The sequence below is a fragment of the Streptomyces sp. M41 genome (genome assembly GCF_043673425.1).
Taxonomy (GTDB): Bacteria; Actinomycetota; Actinomycetes; order Streptomycetales; family Streptomycetaceae; genus Streptomyces.
Window position 1 is genome coordinate 21,796 of record NZ_JBIMKE010000028.1, and the last position, 16,753, is coordinate 38,548.

General features: G+C 70.4%; 15 protein-coding genes. 8 read left to right on the plus strand and 7 right to left on the minus strand.

Annotated elements, in window-relative coordinates; translation table 11 throughout:
* Nucleotides 1-657 (minus strand): response regulator, encoded by a 657-nt coding sequence (locus tag ACHBTE_RS27950; protein WP_394726996.1) that lies wholly within the window; start codon nucleotides 655-657, stop codon nucleotides 1-3.
* Nucleotides 654-2,555, minus strand: coding sequence for a histidine kinase (locus ACHBTE_RS27955; protein WP_394726997.1), 1,902 nt, complete (start codon nucleotides 2,553-2,555; stop codon nucleotides 654-656). The genes ACHBTE_RS27950 and ACHBTE_RS27955 overlap by 4 nt, the downstream gene beginning before the upstream one ends.
* Nucleotides 2,556-2,727: 172 nt before the next feature.
* Here ACHBTE_RS27955 and ACHBTE_RS27960 point away from each other — a divergent pair, with 172 nt between their 5' ends.
* The 5 genes from ACHBTE_RS27960 (at nucleotide 2,728) to cseC (ending at nucleotide 7,661) form a co-directional block, all read left to right on the plus strand.
* Nucleotides 2,728-3,696 (plus strand): A/G-specific adenine glycosylase, encoded by a 969-nt coding sequence (locus ACHBTE_RS27960; RefSeq protein WP_394726999.1) that lies wholly within the window; start codon nucleotides 2,728-2,730, stop codon nucleotides 3,694-3,696.
* 303 nt (nucleotides 3,697-3,999) lie between these two features.
* Nucleotides 4,000-4,539, plus strand: a complete 540-nt coding sequence (locus ACHBTE_RS27965) for a SigE family RNA polymerase sigma factor (protein WP_019756474.1) — start codon at nucleotides 4,000-4,002, stop codon at nucleotides 4,537-4,539.
* 194 nt (nucleotides 4,540-4,733) lie between these two features.
* Nucleotides 4,734-5,345, plus strand: coding sequence for a hypothetical protein (locus ACHBTE_RS27970; RefSeq protein WP_394727100.1), 612 nt, complete (start codon nucleotides 4,734-4,736; stop codon nucleotides 5,343-5,345).
* 112 nt (nucleotides 5,346-5,457) lie between these two features.
* Nucleotides 5,458-6,162, plus strand: a complete 705-nt coding sequence (cseB, locus tag ACHBTE_RS27975) for a two-component system response regulator CseB (RefSeq protein ID WP_394727000.1) — start codon at nucleotides 5,458-5,460, stop codon at nucleotides 6,160-6,162.
* Nucleotides 6,163-6,173: 11 nt separating this feature from the next.
* Nucleotides 6,174-7,661, plus strand: coding sequence for a two-component system sensor histidine kinase CseC (gene cseC, locus ACHBTE_RS27980; protein ID WP_394727001.1), 1,488 nt, complete (start codon nucleotides 6,174-6,176; stop codon nucleotides 7,659-7,661).
* A 58-nt stretch (nucleotides 7,662-7,719) separates the two neighbouring features.
* Here the strand turns inward: cseC and ACHBTE_RS27985 are convergent, their stop codons facing one another.
* The 3 genes from ACHBTE_RS27985 to ACHBTE_RS27995 all read right to left on the minus strand — a co-directional run bounded on the left by ACHBTE_RS27985 (nucleotide 7,720) and on the right by ACHBTE_RS27995 (nucleotide 10,348).
* Nucleotides 7,720-8,151 (minus strand): VOC family protein, encoded by a 432-nt coding sequence (locus tag ACHBTE_RS27985; protein WP_394727002.1) that lies wholly within the window; start codon nucleotides 8,149-8,151, stop codon nucleotides 7,720-7,722.
* Complete coding sequence (locus ACHBTE_RS27990; RefSeq protein ID WP_394727003.1) at nucleotides 8,148-8,624, minus strand: helix-turn-helix transcriptional regulator; 477 nt, start codon at nucleotides 8,622-8,624, stop codon at nucleotides 8,148-8,150. The genes ACHBTE_RS27985 and ACHBTE_RS27990 overlap by 4 nt, the downstream gene beginning before the upstream one ends.
* Before the next feature lie 137 nt (nucleotides 8,625-8,761).
* A complete protein-coding gene (locus ACHBTE_RS27995) occupies nucleotides 8,762-10,348 on the minus strand; it encodes an MDR family MFS transporter (protein ID WP_394727004.1) in 1,587 nt (528 codons plus the stop codon).
* A gap of 119 nt (nucleotides 10,349-10,467) precedes the next feature.
* Here ACHBTE_RS27995 and ACHBTE_RS28000 point away from each other — a divergent pair, with 119 nt between their 5' ends.
* A complete protein-coding gene (locus tag ACHBTE_RS28000) occupies nucleotides 10,468-11,055 on the plus strand; it encodes a TetR/AcrR family transcriptional regulator (RefSeq protein ID WP_394727005.1) in 588 nt (195 codons plus the stop codon).
* 87 nt (nucleotides 11,056-11,142) lie between these two features.
* Here the strand turns inward: ACHBTE_RS28000 and ACHBTE_RS28005 are convergent, their stop codons facing one another.
* Nucleotides 11,143-11,766, minus strand: a complete 624-nt coding sequence (locus ACHBTE_RS28005) for a M23 family metallopeptidase (RefSeq protein ID WP_394727006.1) — start codon at nucleotides 11,764-11,766, stop codon at nucleotides 11,143-11,145.
* Nucleotides 11,767-12,262: 496 nt separating this feature from the next.
* Here ACHBTE_RS28005 and ACHBTE_RS28010 point away from each other — a divergent pair, with 496 nt between their 5' ends.
* Nucleotides 12,263-12,958: an HAD family acid phosphatase gene (locus ACHBTE_RS28010; protein ID WP_394727007.1), complete on the plus strand. Its 696-nt coding sequence runs from the start codon at nucleotides 12,263-12,265 to the stop codon at nucleotides 12,956-12,958.
* Nucleotides 12,959-13,038: 80 nt separating this feature from the next.
* Here the strand turns inward: ACHBTE_RS28010 and ACHBTE_RS28015 are convergent, their stop codons facing one another.
* On the minus strand, nucleotides 13,039-15,564 hold the full coding sequence (locus ACHBTE_RS28015) for an ATP-dependent Clp protease ATP-binding subunit (protein ID WP_394727008.1): 2,526 nt from the start codon (nucleotides 15,562-15,564) through the stop codon (nucleotides 13,039-13,041).
* Nucleotides 15,565-15,994: 430 nt separating this feature from the next.
* Between ACHBTE_RS28015 and ACHBTE_RS28020 the strand changes: the two genes are divergently transcribed.
* Nucleotides 15,995-16,720 carry an SCO3374 family protein gene (locus ACHBTE_RS28020; RefSeq protein WP_394727009.1) on the plus strand — a complete coding sequence of 242 codons (726 nt, stop codon included), beginning with the start codon at nucleotides 15,995-15,997 and terminating at the stop codon, nucleotides 16,718-16,720.
* Nucleotides 16,721-16,753 lie beyond the last annotated feature (33 nt).

Below are 16,753 nucleotides of genomic sequence, written 5' to 3' on the forward strand. Positions count from 1 at the left end.
CTACTTCACCAGCCCCGCCTCGTAGGCGACGATCGCCGCCTGCACACGATTGCGCACCGCCAACCGGTCGAGCACCGCGCTCACATAGGCCTTCACCGTGCCCTCGACGAGGTGCAGTCGGGCGGCGATCTCCGGGTTGGACAGACCTGCGCCGACCAGCCCGAGCACCTCGCGCTCACGCGGGCTGAGTTCGGCCACGCGCGCGCGTGCGGCGGCCTCGCGGCCGAGTCGCCCGTCGCTGCCGCCCAGTCCGTCGATGACGTACCGGGCCACCTTCGGGGACAGGAAGGCCGCGCCTCCCGCCACCGCCCGTACGCCCGCGATCAGTTCATAGGGGTCGCCGGACTTCAGCAGGAAGCCGGTGGCGCCACCGCCGAGCGCGCGGGCCACGTACGCCTGTTCGGAGAAGGTGGTGAGCATCGCCACCGCCGTGCCGGGGAGGGTCCGTACGATCTCCTCGGCCGCGGCGAGTCCGTCCAGGCGGGGCATGCGGATGTCCAGCACGGCCACGTCCGGCCGGTGCGCGCGGGCCAGCTCGACCGCCTCGCGCCCGTCGCCGGCCTCGGCGACGACCTCGGTGTCACCGTCGCTCGCCAGGATGGCCCGCACACCGGCCCGCACCATCGCCTCGTCGTCGGCCAGCAGAACGCGGATCACGACACGAACTCCTTATCTCGGTGGGGTTGCTGAGACCGACCGGCTCCGGGGATCACGTCCTTGGCGACCAGCCGCCCCTCGTCGTCGAAGCAGAGCCTGAAGTGATCGACGGAGACGAGGAGTTCACCGCCCGCCCGGTAGTAGCGGCAGTCACTCCCCGCCGGGGGCGGGACGGGCGCGCGCTCCACGGGCGCGTCACGCACGGTGCGGTCCGGCAGCAGGTGCGCGATCTCCCCCACCGTGTCCCCGAGCCGCAGCTCGTCGTATGCCGCGGGTGGCAGCACCGAGTGGGTCTCGGTGTACGCGTACCAGGCGAATCCTCCCCCGACGAGCACGCCGCCGGCACAGGCGGCCAGTACGAAGGCGCGGGCCACCCGGCGGCGGGCGCGGGTGAAGGGGGCGTAGGGCGCGGGGGCGGGCCGCACCGCCATGGTGGTGGCCTGCTCAGGCACATGGGCCCGGACCCGGAACCCTTCCCCGCACGGCCCGGCCTCGAAGCCCCCACCGACCGCGGTGACGGCGGCCCGCAGGGACCGAAGCCCGGTTCCGCCGGAGGCCGGTGCGCAATTCGCGGCCGGAGCGAAGTCCGAGGCCGGGGCGAAGGAAATGGGGGCGGACGCAGGGGCCAGGGACGCAGGGGCCGGTGCGGACGCAGAGGAAGGTGCCGACGCAGGGCCCGGTGCCGACGCAGGGGCCGGTGCCGACGCAGGGGCCGGTGCGGACTTGGACACCGATGTGGATCCCGCGACCGCTGCGGCAGACGCAGCGCCCCAGCCCGCGCCCCCGCCCACGGCTGCCACCCCCGCTGCCGTCACCCCTGCCGTCTCCACCCCGGACTCCGAGCGTCGCCCTTCCGTGACCGTGTCCTCTGCGGCCGGCACGTCGGTGACCGTGCCCCCCGTACCCCGCCCGCTCGTGACCGTGACCCCCGCCGCCCCGTCGACCCTGGACGCCGCCACCGTGACCTCGGCGCCCGGCGCGTGTCGGGCCGCGTTGGTCAGGGCCTCGCGGACCACCCGGTACAGGACCCGTTCGGCGATCTCGCCGCCCGGCCACCGCACCGCCGCGGTGTCCACGCCCGGCTCCCAGCGCACCGGCAACCCCGACTCGGCGGCCCGTGCCACGAGTTGCTCCACACTCTCGCCCGGCGGGGTCAGCGAGAGCGGCTCGTCCTCCTCGCGCAGGACGCCGATGATGCGCTGGAGCCGTTCGGTGGCGTCGGCGGCAGCCGCACGCAGGGCGGCGGCGGCCTCCCGGTGGTGGCCGGGGAGGTCGGGGGCCATCTGGAGGGCGCCCGCGCGCAGGGCGATCAGGCTCAGCTCGTGCCCCAGGGAGTCGTGCATGTCCTGTGCGATCCTGGCCCGCTCGCGCAGCCGGGCACGTTCCTCGCCGAGGTGCCGCTCGCCCTCCAGTCGCGCGGCCCGCGTCCAGCCGGCCTCGGCGAGCCGGCGGCTCTGCCGCCAGTAGCGGCCACCGAGCCAGGGGAAGACGCAGCCGAAGAGGACCGTGCCCGTCAGCACCACCCATTCCGGCGCCGGATCGACTCCGAAGAGCGCGATCCGTGCCGTACCGACACAGCCGACGGCGCCGAACGTGACGGCCGCCGGGCGCGCCCGTTGCGCGCGCAGGCCGAGCAGCAGCGCGAAGACGCCGAGCGCCGGGCCGTAGGAGACGGTGAACAGTGCGGGGGCGGCGGCCAGGCTCAGTCCGGCCGTCAGGGCGAACGCGGTCAACGGCCCCCGCCGGGCCACGGCCACCGCGGCGGCGAGCACGGCCGCCCCGGCGACCTGCTGCCACATGGCACGAGGCTCGTTCATCCCGAGCCGGTCGGCCGTGACGGCGGGCAGCGCGAGGACGGCCCACAGGAGGCAGGCCCGCCGGATGCGAGGACGTTCCATCCGCCCGACGCTACAAGCGTTCGCCGGCACACCGCTGCTGTCGATCGTCAGGTACGGCACGCCCGTCGACCAGCCTCCCGGCCAAGGCGACCCGCCGCGATCGGCGCCCACAACGCACCGGCGCCCGCACCTACCCACCCGACCGCCCCCCGCATGGCAGGATCGGATAGCCATGACTGCGCCAACGAAGCCCCCGCACAGCCACTCAGCCCACGTCGACACCGACGGCGCCACCGGCACCACCGGCGTCGGCTCCGACGGCACCCATGCCGGGCCGCTGCAGGAAACGGTCATCGACTGGTTCGACGAGAACGCCCGCGACCTCCCCTGGCGGCGCCCCGAAGCCGGTCCCTGGGGGGTGATGGTCAGCGAGTTCATGCTCCAGCAGACGCCCGTGAACCGTGTCCTGCCCGTCTACGAACAGTGGCTGTCCCGCTGGCCCCGTCCCGCCGACCTGGCCAAGGACGCCCCCGGCGAAGCCGTCCGCGCCTGGGGCCGGCTCGGCTACCCGCGCCGCGCGCTGCGGCTGCACGGCGCCGCCGTCGCCATAGCGGAACGGCACGGCGGGGACGTACCGACCGACCACGCCCAGCTCCTGGCGCTGCCCGGCATCGGCGAGTACACGGCCGCCGCGGTCGCCTCCTTCGCCTACGGTCAGCGGCACCCCGTGCTGGACACCAATGTCCGCCGGGTCCTGGCCCGTGCCGTCACCGGTGTCCAGTACCCGCCGAACGCCACCACGGCCGCCGAGCGCAAGCTCGCCCGCACCCTGCTCCCCGACGACGAGCGCACCGCGGCGCGCTGGGCGGCGGCCTCGATGGAGCTCGGCGCGCTGGTGTGCACCGCGAAGAACGAGTCCTGCCACCGCTGCCCGATCGTGGCGCGGTGCGCCTGGCAGCTGGCCGGGAAGCCGGAGCACGACGGGCCGCCGCGCCGCGGCCAGACGTACGCCGGGACCGACCGTCAGGTGCGCGGCAAGCTGCTCGCCGTGCTCCGCGAGGCCCACGCGCCCGTGCCGCAGGCGGCCCTCGACCGGGTGTGGCACGAGCCGGTGCAGCGCGCCCGTGCCCTGGACGGTCTGGTCGCGGACGGACTGGTGGAGCCGCTGCCGGGCGGGATGTACCGGCTGCCGCTGACCTGACGCTCGGTCACATCACAGCTCTGGAGCCTCTGCAACACGGAGCCCACAGCCGCCACACAGCCGCCACCGGGTCAAATCGCCCCGTACACAGACCAATCACTCGGGCGATTTGTCCCTTTCCTTCTTCCGTTACACAACCGACGGACAGCCGAGCGCTAGCCGCAGGCTGCTTCGGACAGCCCCGTGACAACGCCTCCGTAGCTTCATTTCCGTACCCGACAGGCGGGGACGACTTCGAAGCACAGGCAGTGGAACCGACGGCGAACGAGCCGGCCGGCAACGGGGAATCGGGAGGCGGTCAACATGGCGCAGGGAGAGGTGCTCGAGTTCGAGGAGTACGTCCGCACCCGGCAGGACGCGCTGCTGCGCAGCGCCCGCCGACTGGTCCCGGACCCGGTGGACGCCCAGGACCTCCTCCAGACGGCGCTGGTGCGGACGTACCACCGCTGGGACGGTATCGCCGACAAGCGGCTCGCGGACGCCTACCTGCGCCGGGTGATGATCAACACCCGCACCGAGTGGTGGCGGGCCCGCAAGCTGGAGGAAGTGCCCACCGAGCAGCTCCCGGACGCCTCCGTCGACGACGCCACCGAGCAGCACGCCGACCGCGCCCTGCTGATGGACATCATGAAGGTGCTGGCTCCGAAGCAACGCAGCGTCGTGGTGCTGCGACACTGGGAGCAGATGTCCACGGAGGAGACGGCCGCCGCCCTCGGCATGTCGGCCGGAACCGTCAAGAGCACGCTGCACCGGGCGCTCGCCCGGCTCCGCGAGGAGCTGGAGTCCCGCGATCTGGACGCACGCGCGCTGGAGCGTGAGGAGCGGGAGCGTTGCGCGGCCTAGGCACGACGGCGGGCGGCACCGGGCACACGAACAGCGGTGACAGCGGCACGGACAGGCACAGCGGCAGGCACAGGGGCGGGATTCCGGGCTCGCACACGGCGGCCGGCGGCGGTGACGCGGGCGCCGACGAGTTCGACCCGTACCCACCAAGCGCGGCATCCGTCCGGGGGCCCATCCAGGCGGCGTTCACGGCGATGGCTGTGGTCGTCGCCCTCGCCCTTTTCGTCTCCGGATGCGGCACCGGCGGCACCGGCGCACGCGACGAGGGACCGGCGCACGCCGACGCGGTGGGCGGCTCGGCCGCCTCGTCCCCCTTCGCCCCCGCGCCCGCGGCGTCGGTCACCCCCACGCCCGTCCCGGACACCAAGGAGGCCGTACGTCTGGTCAAGACGGACCCCGAGGTCTCGACTCAGGTCAAGCGGGATCTGCAGCCCTGTGTGTCCGACGAGTACCCCGTCGACGTCTCGTACGGCGATCTGACGGGCGGGCCTGCGGATGACATCGTGGTCAACGTCCTGTCCTGCGGCGACGCGGTGAGCGTGGCCTCGTACGTGTACCGCGAGCAGAGCGGCGCGTACCGCAATGTGTTCAAGGCCGAGGAACCGCCGGTCTACGCGGAGATCGACCGCGGCTATCTGGTCGTGACCAAGCAGGTGTACGCCAAGGACGACGCGCTGTCGAACCCGTCCAGCGAGAACGTGGTCTCATACGAGTGGGCGTCCACCCGCTTCGTCGCGAAGTACCGCACGCGCACCGACTACGGCACTCTCGGCGGCGGGGACGAGTCGGCCTCGCCGGACGGCTGAGGGGCGCCGGCGGCGGCAGTGAACGCAGCGCGCGATTCACACGTCCCTGAAGTGGACGGGCACGACGCAACCCACGCAGGCACACGGCAACACGAGGACTGAGAGCACCGGGATGGCAGACCAGACCCACGTCCTGTTCGTCGAGGACGACGACGTCATCCGCGAAGCCACCCAGCTCGCCCTGGAGCGGGACGGCTTCGCGGTCACCGCCATGCCCGACGGGCTGTCGGGTCTTCAGGCGTTCCGGACGGACCGGCCCGACATCGCCTTGCTGGACGTGATGGTGCCGGGGCTGGACGGGGTCAGCCTGTGCCGCCGTATCCGCGACGAGTCGACCGTGCCGGTGATCATGCTGTCGGCGCGCGCGGACTCCATCGACGTGGTGCTGGGCCTGGAGGCGGGGGCGGACGACTACGTCACCAAGCCGTTCGACGGCGCCGTGCTGGTCGCGCGGATCCGGGCGGTGCTGCGCCGGTTCGGGCACGCGAGCGGCGGTGACCGGACGGAGGAGGCGCAGACCGCGGCCACCGGGGGCCCGCTGTCCTTCGGCGACCTGGAGGTCGACACCGAGGGCATGGAGGTGCGCCGGGGCGGTGCGCCCGTCGCGCTCACGCCGACCGAGATGCGGCTGCTGCTGGAGTTCTCCTCGGCGCCGGGCACCGTACTGTCGCGGGACAAGCTGCTGGAGCGCGTGTGGGACTACGGCTGGGGCGGGGACACCCGGGTCGTCGACGTCCATGTGCAGCGGCTGCGGCAGAAGATCGGCCAGGACCGCATCGAGACGGTCCGTGGCTTCGGCTACAAGTTGAAGGCCTGAGCGGGGCGGCCATGCGGGGGATGTTCAGACGTCCGGCACCGTCCGGCGCGGCGGGTGCCGGGATCACCGAGCCGGCGAGCATCGCGGGTGATCGGGTCAGCGAGCGTGCGGGCCTCGGGGCGAGCGGGCGCACGGGCAGCCGCACAGGCAGCCGCACGCGCGATCGCATGGGCAGGGCGGTGAGGGGCGCGAACAGCCGGGTGGCCATTCGTACGGGCCTGAGGTGGAAGCTGAGTGCGGCGATCGCGCTGGTCGGCGCCCTCGTGGCGATCGTGCTGAGCCTGGTCGTGCACAACCAGGCCCGGGTCTCGATGCTGGACGGCGCGCGCGACCTCGCGGACGAGCGCGTCCAGATCGCCCAGCGCAGCTTCGAGCAGTCCAAGCGGCTGAACTTCCCCAACGCCACGATCGACGACCCCGAACTGCCCGCGGAACTGCGGGTGAAGGTCGCGGAGGGGCGGCGGGCGACGTATGTGACCGAGACACCGAGTGGCGCCCCCGACATCTGGGCGGCCGTACCGCTCAACAACGGCCATGTCCTGTCGCTGCGCACCGGCTGGACCGACCGCAGCGAACAGATCCTCAAGCGCCTCGACCAGGCCATGGTCATCGGCTCGATCTCGGTCGTCCTCGGCGGCAGCGCGCTCGGCGTGCTCATCGGCGGACAGCTGTCGCGGCGGCTGCGCAAGGCAGCGGCGGCGGCCAACCAGGTCGCGAGCGGGGAGCCGGACGTCCGAGTGCGGGACGCCATCGGGGGTGTCGTACGGGACGAGACCGACGACCTCGCGAGCGCGGTGGACGCCATGGCGGACGCGCTTCAGCAGCGGCTGGAGGCGGAGCGCCGGGTCACCGCGGACATCGCGCACGAGCTGCGCACACCGGTGACCGGGCTGCTGACGGCGGCCGAGCTGCTGCCGCCCGGCCGGCCCACGGAGCTGGTGCTGGACCGGGCGAAGGCCATGCGCACCCTCGTCGAGGACGTCCTGGAGGTGGCCCGCCTGGACAGCGCCTCGGAGCGGGCCGAGCTTCAGGACATCATGCTGGGCGAGTTCGTCGGCCGACGGGTCGCGGCGAAGGACCCCGCGATCGAGGTGCGGGTCGTCCATGAGTCGGAGGTGACGACGGACCCGCGGCGCCTGGAGCGGGTGCTGTTCAACCTGCTGGCGAACGCTGCCAGGCACGGTCGGCCGCCCATCGAGGTCACGGTCGAGGGCCGGGTCATCCGGGTCCGCGACCACGGTCCCGGCTTTCCGGAGGACCTGCTCGCGGAGGGCCCCAGCCGCTTCCGCACCGGCAGCAGCGACCGCGCGGGCTACGGCCATGGCCTCGGCCTGACGATCGCGGCAGGCCAGGCCCGGGTCCTCGGCGCGCGGCTGACCTTCCGCAACATCCGCCCGGCGGGCGCCCCGGACCATGTGCCGGCGGAGGGCGCGGTGGCCGTGCTCTGGCTCCCGGAACACGCACCGACGAACACGGGGAGCCACCCGATGCTGCCGTGAACGGCCAGACCTGCCGGACCAGTTAGGACAGCTGGAACGGCTGGACCGGCTGGAACGGCTAGAACGGCTTGGAGAAGTCCAGCTCCTCGCTGCGCTCGGTCAGTGAGTACCAGTTGCCGTTGTCGTCGCGGAAGATCGCCTCGATGCCGTACGGCCGCTCCTGCGGCTCCTGGATGAACTCCACGCCGCGCGCCTTGAAGGTCTCGTAGTCCCCCCGGCAGTCGTCCGTGCGCAGCGCGCCCGCCCCGATGACCCCCTTGCCGACCAGCGTCTTCAGCGCCTCCGACGACTCCGGGTCGAGGCCGGGGCCGTCCAGGCTCATCAGGGCCAGCTCCACGTCGGGCTGGTCCTTGGCGCCGACGGTGACCCAGCGCATGTCTCCCATGGAGAGGTCGTCGCGGACCTCGAAGTCGAGCTTCTCGGTGAAGAAGGCCTTCGTGCGCTGCTGGTCGAAGGTCCATACGGTGGTGATGCCCAGGCCCTTGATCATGGCTCTGCTCTCCCGTCGGAGGGTGTCGGTTCCTGCTCGCCACCGTAGGCAGGGCCGGGCTCGGCGCGCTTCTTCAAAGTTGCGGTGGGGAAGCCGCCGGCCCAGAGCATCGCGTAGCAGCCGGGGATGAGGGCTGCCCCGCGGCCGACGTGCTTGCCCCGGTACTCGCTCGGTGTCAGGCCGGTGCGTGCCTTGAAGCGGGCGGAGAAGGTGCCGAGGCTGCTGAAGCCGACCAGATGGCAGATCTCGGTCACGGACAGATCGGCGCTGCGCAGGAGCTCCTCGGCGCGCTCGATGCGGCGGTGGGTCAGATACTGGCCGGGGGTCTCGCCGTACGCCTCCTTGAAGACCCGGATGAAGTGATGGCGTGAGTACCCGGCATGGGCGGCCACCGCCTCCAGGTCGAGCTCGGGGTCGGCCCAGTCACGGTCCATGGCGTCCTTCGCCAGCCGCAACAGCCGCGTCCTGTCCATGCTGCCGATGGTGGCACGCGGCACTGACAATGGCGCACGGCGAAGCCCCCACGCGGACAGCGGCGTACGGCGAAGCCCCCGGTGTGGACAGCGCCGGGGGCTTCTGTTCGGGCAGGGCTCAGTGCGGGGTCACGGCGTCAGACGGCCTCGGCCACCGGCGTCGGAGCCGGGGCGTCGTCGTTCGGCCCCGCGTCGGGTCCCGCACCCTTCAGCGGGACCTCCTTCACGAAGACGGCCGCCACCAGCGACAGGACCGCGATCACGGCCCCGAGCAGGAACGCCGAGTGCGTGCCGGCCGACACCGCGTGCTGGTACGCCTCGCGGGCCAGCTCCGGCAGCTTCTCCAGGCCCTTCGCGTCCAGCTGCGCCGACTGCTCGGTGATCTTCGAGCCCAGCGCCCCGGCCCGCTCGGCCATGACGTCCTGCACCCGGTTGTTGAAGAGGGCGCCCATGACCGCGACGCCGAACGAGGAGCCGAGGGTGCGGAAGAGGGTGGTGGAGGAGGACGCGACGCCCATGTCTTTCATCTCGACGCTGTTCTGGGCCACCAGCATGGTGATCTGCATCAGGCAGCCCATGCCGAGGCCGACGACGGCCATGTACACACCGGAGGTGAAGGGGCTGGTGTCCGTGTCCATCAGCGACAGCAGATACAGGCCGACGGCCATCAGCACGGTGCCGACGATCGGGAACAGCTTGTAGCGCCCGGTGTTCGTGGTCACGCGCCCCGCCACCATCGATGTGACGAGCATCGCGCCGAGCATCGGCAGGAGCAGCAGCCCTGAGTTGGTCGCGGACGCGCCCTGCACGGACTGCTGGTACAGCGGCAGGAAGAGCGTCGCGCCGAACATCACGAAGCCGGTGATGAAGCCGATGAGGGACATCAGGGTGAAGTTGCGGCTGCGGAAGATGTGCAGCGGCAGGATCGGCTCGGCGGCCCTGGCCTGCCAGAACACGAACCCGACCAGCGCGGCCACGCCGATGCCGATCAACTCCATGATGCGCGCGGACGTCCAGGCGTACTCCGTGCCGCCCCATGTGGTGACCAGCACGATCGCGGTGATGCCTACGGTCAGCAGCGCGGCGCCGAGATAGTCGATCCGCGCCTGTGCGCGCTTCTTCGGCAGTTGCAGGACGGCACTGATCGCGGCGAGGGCCACGACACCCAGCGGCAGGTTGATGTAGAAGGCCCAGCGCCAGCCCCAGTGGTCGGTGATGGTGCCGCCGACCAGTGGCCCGCCGATCATCGCCAGCGCCATGACGCCGGCCATCATGCCCTGGTACTTGCCCCGCTCCCGGGGCGGGATCAGATCGCCGATGATCGCCATGACGCCGACCATCAGACCGCCGGCGCCCAGCCCCTGCACGGCCCGGAACGCGATCAGCTGCCCCATGTCCTGGGCCATGCCGCTCAGCGCGGAGCCGATCAGGAAGAGCACGATCGACGACATGAAGACGCCCTTGCGCCCGTACATGTCACCGAGCTTGCCCCACAGCGGGGTGGAGGCCGCGGTCGCCAGGGTGTACGACGTCACGACCCATGACAGATGCGCCAGTCCGCCCAGCTCGCCCACGATCGTCGGCATCGCGGTGCCCACGATCATGTTGTCGAGCATCGCCAGCATCATGGTGATCATGAGTGCGAGCAGGACGACCCTGACGCTTCTGGGTTGCTGTCCGCTCTGCTCGGCCCGCGATGTGCCGGCTGTCCTGGTGTCCGCCATGCTTCCCACTCCCCCGGCTACTTACTTGCCGCCCGGCTAGTTCACTACACTCGGGGAAGGTAGGCGGTTAACTAGCCGGGCGTCAAGTAAGTTTTCCGGAAAGCCGGGGAGCGACGAGGATGGGTGACACCATGGACGGCACCAAGCAGCGGCGCCGCGGGAACACCCGCCAGCGCATCCAGGACGTGGCCCTCGAACTCTTCGCGGAGCAGGGCTACGAGAAGACCTCCCTGCGCGAGATCGCCGAGCGCCTGGAGGTCACGAAAGCGGCCCTGTACTACCACTTCAAGACCAAGGAAGAGATCATCGTCAGCCTCTTCGAGGACCTGACGCAGCCGATCGAGGAGCTCATCGAGTGGGGCCGGCAGCAGCCGCAGTCCCTCGAGACGAAGCAGGAGATCGTACGGCGCTACGGCCAGGCCCTGCACGACGCGGCACCGCTGTTCCGGTTCATGCAGGAGAACCAGGCGACGGTCCGCGAGCTGAGCATCGGCGAGATGTTCAGGAATCGCATGCTCGGCATGCGGGACATCGTGGTCGACCCGGACGCCGACCTCGTCGACCAGGTCCGCTGCGTCAGTGCCCTGTTCACGATGCACGCCGGGATGTTCGTGCTGAAGGACCTCGAAGGCGACCCCGAGGACAAGCGCAAGGCTGTTCTCGAGGTCGCCACGGACCTGATCACCCAGGCGCACAAGGGCGCCTGACTATTCGACGGCTCAGTCTTCGAGGACTCGGTCTTCGAGGACTCGGTCTTCGAAGGCTCGGTCTTCGAGGTTTCGGTCTTCGAGGGCTCAGACCTTCAGGCCCTTGGCCCGCAGGAAGGCCACCGGGTCGACGGCGGAGCCGTAGCTGGCGGTCGTACGGATCTCGAAGTGCAGGTGCGGACCGCTGGAGTTACCGGTGTTGCCGGACTTGGCTATGTTCTGGCCGGTCTTGACGACCTGGCCGGCCTTCACGTCGATGCGCGACAGGTGGGCGTACTGGGAGAACGTGCCGTTGCCGTGCTTGATGACGATGGCGTTGCCGTACGCGGGACCGTCACCGGCGCCGTTGCCGCCGGCCTTGACGACGGTGCCGCCGTGCGCGGCCACGACCTGGGTGCCGCTCGGGACGGCGAAGTCCTGACCGCTGTGGGTGGACTGCCAGCGGGCGCCGTTCTGCGCGAAGCTGGCGGTCTTCGTGTACTTCTTCACCGGGCTGACCCAGGAGGCGGCGGCCTTCTTGGCGGCTGCCTTCTTGGCCGCGGCGGTCTGCGCCTGTACGGCGGTGGAGACGCCGGTGGCGGAGTTCATCTCGGCGGCGACCGCGCCTCCGGCGCCCAGCACGACCGAGGCGCCCAGGCCGGCGGCCAGGACAGCAGCACGGGTGCGGAACGACGACGTGCGGGACGAACGGAAAGAGAAGCGCGGGGACATGCGAAACCTCATGGGGGAAGACGACAAGGGAAACCACCCGACGCATCTGCGCTCGCCGGATGGCCATCCCTTGGTAACCCCCACAGCCCCGAACCCCAAAACCCCTTATCTACGACGGACGCTAGTACTCCGGCACAAAAATCACTGCATCTTGACAGAGCACCTAATCCGGACGAACCAGCACTGATGCCGAAATCAACAGTCAGTTTTGGCAATCTACGTCCGTTTTGTCCGTGAGCCTGTTTCCACTATTCCCGCTAGTAACGGACAAATCGCCTGTGCGGCATGTCACCGCCCAGCGCAATCGAGAGACCTCGGAATGTGACGGGCACTACGCCGCCCGCCCCGCCCTTCGGTAACAAATCCCGGCCCAACTATGTGAGCCAAGCCTCAAGTTGAGCTACCGTCCGGTAACCCGCTGGTTCCCCACGGGTCATCCCTGCGCACGAACATGCACGCGACAACACAGCGCACGTGACGTGAGAGGACCCCCCACATGACGCTTCGCCCCTGGGCGCGCAGAATCGCGGCCGGCACGGTCTCTACGACCGCTCTCGTGGCCCTCGCGGCCCCCGCCGAAGCCGCGACGTCCACGACGGACACGGCGAGCACGACGAGTAGGGCAGGTACGGCGAGTCCGGCGAGCGCATCCACGGCCGGGACGGCCACCAGAGCCGCCGCCGAGGCCGCCGCACAGGACGTCGACTACAACACCTGGCAGAGGGACTGTCAGGCGGTGATGGACCAGGCGCTGCCCTATCTGAAGCAGCGAATCGCCAACACCCGGCCCGGCGAGAAGCAGGCGATCGTCTTCGACATCGACAACACCACCCTGGAGACGGACTTCGGCTTCAGCTACCCGCAGCCGGCCAACGCGCCGGTCCTGGAGGTCGCCGAATACGCCCAGGAACGCGGTGTCTCGCTGTTCTTCGTGACCGCCCGCCCGGGCATCGTCTACCCGTTCACCGACTTCAACCTCGAGCACTCCGGCTACGAGGTCTCCGGGCTGTACGTGCGCGGCTTCCTCGATCTCTTCAAGAACGTCGCCGACTACAAGACGGCGCAGCGCGTCGACATCGAGAGGAAGGGCTACACGATCATCGCGAACATCGGCAACAACACCACCGACCTCTCGGGCGGCCACGCCGAGAAGACGTACAAGCTGCCCGACTACGACGGGCAGTTGTCGTAGGCCGGGCGCCTTCGCGGCATCGACAAGGGGCCGGTGCTCTTCAGCACCGGCCCCTTGTCTTCGGCTCAACCCGCTGAGGGTCAGGCCTCCTTGCTCAGGTTCGGCCCGCCCGGGCCGGCCGCCTGCTCGATCGGCGGGACGTCCGGCAGGGCCGACTTCTCCTCGCCGCGGAAGGTGAAGGTCTTGGTCTCACCCTCGCCCTCGGTGTCCACGACCACGATGTGACCGGGACGCAGCTCGCCGAAGAGGATCTTCTCCGACAGCGAGTCCTCGATCTCGCGCTGGATGGTCCGGCGCAGCGGCCGGGCGCCCAGCACGGGGTCGTAACCCTTCTTGGACAGCAGCTCCTTGGCGGACTGGGAGAGCTCGATGCCCATGTCCCGGTCCTTCAGGCGCTCGTCCACCTTGCCGATCATCAGGTCGACGATCCGCAGGATGTCGTTCGGCGTCAGCTGCGGGAAGACGACCACGTCGTCGACGCGGTTGAGGAACTCGGGGCGGAAGTGCTGCTTGAGCTCGTCCGACACCTTGTTCTTCATGCGCTCGTAGTTGGTCTTCGTGTCACCCGAGGCCGCGAAGCCCAGGTTGAAGCCCTTGGAGATGTCCCGGGTGCCGAGGTTGGTCGTCATGATGATGACCGTGTTCTTGAAGTCCACGACCCGGCCCTGGGAGTCGGTCAGACGACCGTCCTCCAGGATCTGCAGCAGCGAGTTGAAGATGTCCGGGTGGGCCTTCTCGACCTCGTCGAACAGGACGACGGAGAACGGCTTGCGGCGGACCTTCTCGGTCAGCTGGCCGCCCTCTTCGTAGCCCACGTAGCCGGGGGGCGAACCGAACAGACGCGAGACCGTGTGCTTCTCGCTGAACTCCGACATGTCGAGGGAGATCAGCGCGTCCTCGTCGCCGAAGAGGAACTCGGCGAGGGCCTTGCTGAGCTCGGTCTTACCGACACCGGACGGACCGGCGAAGATGAACGAGCCACCCGGGCGCTTCGGGTCCTTCAGGCCGGCACGCGTACGGCGGATCGCCTTCGACAGCGCCTTGACGGCGTCGTCCTGGCCGATGACCCGCTTGTGGAGCTCGTCCTCCATGCGGAGCAGGCGGCTGGACTCCTCCTCGGTCAGCTTGAAGACCGGGATGCCGGTGGCGGTCGCGAGGACCTCGGCGATCAGCTCGCCGTCGACCTCGGCGACGACGTCCATGTCGCCGGCCTTCCACTCCTTCTCGCGCTTGGCCTTGGCGGCCAGGAGCTGCTTCTCCTTGTCGCGCAGGGAGGCGGCCTTCTCGAAGTCCTGCGAGTCGATCGCGGACTCCTTGTCGCGGCGGACACCGGCGATCTTCTCGTCGAACTCGCGCAGGTCCGGCGGCGCGGTCATCCGGCGGATGCGCATCCGCGAGCCCGCCTCGTCGATCAGGTCGATCGCCTTGTCGGGAAGGAAGCGGTCCGAGATGTACCGGTCGGCCAGGGTGGCGGCCTGGACCAGCGCCTCGTCGGTGATGGAGACCCGGTGGTGGGCCTCGTACCGGTCGCGCAGGCCCTTGAGGATCTCGATCGTGTGCGGCAGCGACGGCTCCGCGACCTGGATGGGCTGGAAGCGGCGCTCGAGGGCCGCGTCCTTCTCCAGGTGCTTGCGGTACTCGTCCAGCGTGGTCGCACCGATGGTCTGGAGCTCACCGCGGGCCAGCATCGGCTTCAGGATGGAGGCCGCGTCGATGGCGCCCTCGGCGGCACCCGCACCGACCAGCGTGTGCAGCTCGTCGATGAAGAGGATGATGTCGCCGCGGGTGCGGATCTCCTTGAGGACCTTCTTCAGGCGCTCCTCGAAGTCACCGCGGTAGCGGGAGCCGGCGACCAGCGCGCCGAGGTCGAGCGTGTAGAGGTGCTTGTCCTTCAGCGTCTCGGGCACCTCGCCCTTGACGATCGCCTGGGCCAGTCCCTCGACGACCGCCGTCTTGCCGACGCCGGGCTCACCGATCAGGACCGGGTTGTTCTTGGTACGGCGGGACAGCACCTGCATGACCCGCTCGATCTCCTTCTCGCGCCCGATGACCGGGTCGAGCTTGGACTCACGAGCGGCCTGGGTGAGGTTCCGGCCGAACTGGTCGAGGACCAGGGACGTCGAGGGCGTGCCCTCGGCAGGCCCGCCGGCGGCGGCGGTCTCCTTGCCCTGGTAGCCGGAGAGCAGCTGGATGACCTGCTGCCGCACCCGGTTCAGATCTGCGCCCAGCTTGACCAGGACCTGGGCGGCGACGCCCTCGCCCTCACGGATCAGGCCGAGCAGGATGTGCTCCGTGCCGATGTAGTTGTGGCCCAGCTGAAGGGCCTCGCGGAGCGACAGCTCCAGGACCTTCTTGGCACGGGGGGTGAAGGGGATGTGCCCGGACGGGGCCTGCTGGCCCTGGCCGATGATCTCCTCCACCTGCTGGCGGACCGCCTCGAGCGAAATCCCGAGGCTCTCAAGGGCCTTGGCGGCGACACCCTCACCCTCATGGATCAGGCCCAGGAGGATGTGCTCGGTGCCGATGTAGTTGTGGTTGAGCATCCGGGCTTCTTCCTGAGCCAGGACGACAACCCGCCGCGCGCGGTCGGTGAACCTCTCGAACATCGTTAATCGCTCCTCAGAGCGGTCAGGCAGTGGGGGGAACTTCCCCTCCCTGTCCTTCCGCAGCTTAGTCCCGCAAGCGGGGACCGCTCATTCCAACTGCCGACACCGTCGATGGCCTCCTGACCCGTGACGCCGACATCTGCTCCAACCCGATGGTGCGAGACGATGTTCCCGCAGGCCAGGCAGTTACCCTCACCATCAGTACGCCGATGGCGAACGTGAGACTCACTGTCCTGCGTGTCGCCCCCTCCCACTAGGGATGTCTTACCCGCTGGGACAGACACTCCATGCCGCGCCCCCCGGTTCCCTCCGCTACGGGCGAACAACCTTGCGCCCCTCCACACCCCCGCGCGCCCCCACTTTCGGCACTCCATGTATCCGTGAGGACACCCAGCGTAACCCGCACGCTCTTTCGGCGGTTTCACCTGGCATGGCCGGCACCCGCCCCGCGGTCACCGCGGATCTCGCCACGATTCCCCTCCCCCGTCGGCCGCTCGATCCGAGCGATCAGGTCCGTCAGTGGTACGAGAACGAACTGGGCTGGCCAGTGGTGCCCGGGCCACCGGGGTTGCCGGTGTGCCTTCGCGCCGGGGTGCGCTTCGACGTCCTGGACGTCCCGGCCGAGGCGGGCCGTGCGGCCCTGCGCCATCTGAGGCACGACTCCCCGGTGGCCGTCCACGGGGATCGGATGCGCCTGCTCGTGGCCGCGGGCAGCGCCCCGGAGGTGCCCGGGGTGCTGGACTGGCTGGAGTGGGGGACGCTGCCCCTGGATCTGACGGCGCTGGGCGAGGGCGACCTCGTCCAGGCGCCGCTGCCGCCCGACCGGGGGACGGTCATGGCCGTACGGCCACCGGACGGACCTCAGGGGGCGGCGCACGGGCCGCGGGGGCTCGTACCGCACGGCGTCGGTCGGCCGCCGGGATGCGGTGTGGTGCGACCGCTCCGGCCGGGGCGCCCCGACGCTGTGCAGGGGGCCGCCGTGTGGCTGCGGCCCCCCGAGCCCGGGGGCGAGGCCGACGCCTCGCTGCCGACGCTGTCGGCTCTTGGGGGCGGTGGGGGCGCCCCCGATCTCGTACGGGTTCTGGACACGGTGGCGACGCACTGCCACCGTCTGCGGCTGCGACGCGGGTGTGCCCGGCCGTCGACCTGTCCATAGCGCCGGCATTGCCTTAATCCTGGCTATGGCCTG

What these genes read in the sequence shown, in the direction of transcription:
- ACHBTE_RS28010 (WP_394727007.1), top strand. Translation starts at nt 12,263, where the DNA reads ATGACGCTTCGCCCCTGGGCGCGCAGAATCGCGGCCGGCACGGTCTCT.
- cseC (WP_394727001.1), top strand. Translation starts at nt 6,174, where the DNA reads ATGCGGGGGATGTTCAGACGTCCGGCACCGTCCGGCGCGGCGGGTGCC.
- ACHBTE_RS27955 (WP_394726997.1), bottom strand. Translation starts at nt 2,555, where the DNA reads ATGGAACGTCCTCGCATCCGGCGGGCCTGCCTCCTGTGGGCCGTCCTC.
- ACHBTE_RS28015 (WP_394727008.1), bottom strand. Translation starts at nt 15,564, where the DNA reads ATGTTCGAGAGGTTCACCGACCGCGCGCGGCGGGTTGTCGTCCTGGCT.
- ACHBTE_RS27995 (WP_394727004.1), bottom strand. Translation starts at nt 10,348, where the DNA reads ATGGCGGACACCAGGACAGCCGGCACATCGCGGGCCGAGCAGAGCGGA.
- ACHBTE_RS28000 (WP_394727005.1), top strand. Translation starts at nt 10,468, where the DNA reads ATGGGTGACACCATGGACGGCACCAAGCAGCGGCGCCGCGGGAACACC.
- ACHBTE_RS27970 (WP_394727100.1), top strand. Translation starts at nt 4,734, where the DNA reads ATGGCTGTGGTCGTCGCCCTCGCCCTTTTCGTCTCCGGATGCGGCACC.
- cseB (WP_394727000.1), top strand. Translation starts at nt 5,458, where the DNA reads ATGGCAGACCAGACCCACGTCCTGTTCGTCGAGGACGACGACGTCATC.
- ACHBTE_RS28005 (WP_394727006.1), bottom strand. Translation starts at nt 11,766, where the DNA reads ATGTCCCCGCGCTTCTCTTTCCGTTCGTCCCGCACGTCGTCGTTCCGC.
- ACHBTE_RS28020 (WP_394727009.1), top strand. Translation starts at nt 15,995, where the DNA reads ATGGCCGGCACCCGCCCCGCGGTCACCGCGGATCTCGCCACGATTCCC.
- ACHBTE_RS27960 (WP_394726999.1), top strand. Translation starts at nt 2,728, where the DNA reads ATGACTGCGCCAACGAAGCCCCCGCACAGCCACTCAGCCCACGTCGAC.
- ACHBTE_RS27990 (WP_394727003.1), bottom strand. Translation starts at nt 8,624, where the DNA reads ATGGACAGGACGCGGCTGTTGCGGCTGGCGAAGGACGCCATGGACCGT.
- ACHBTE_RS27985 (WP_394727002.1), bottom strand. Translation starts at nt 8,151, where the DNA reads ATGATCAAGGGCCTGGGCATCACCACCGTATGGACCTTCGACCAGCAG.
- ACHBTE_RS27965 (WP_019756474.1), top strand. Translation starts at nt 4,000, where the DNA reads ATGGCGCAGGGAGAGGTGCTCGAGTTCGAGGAGTACGTCCGCACCCGG.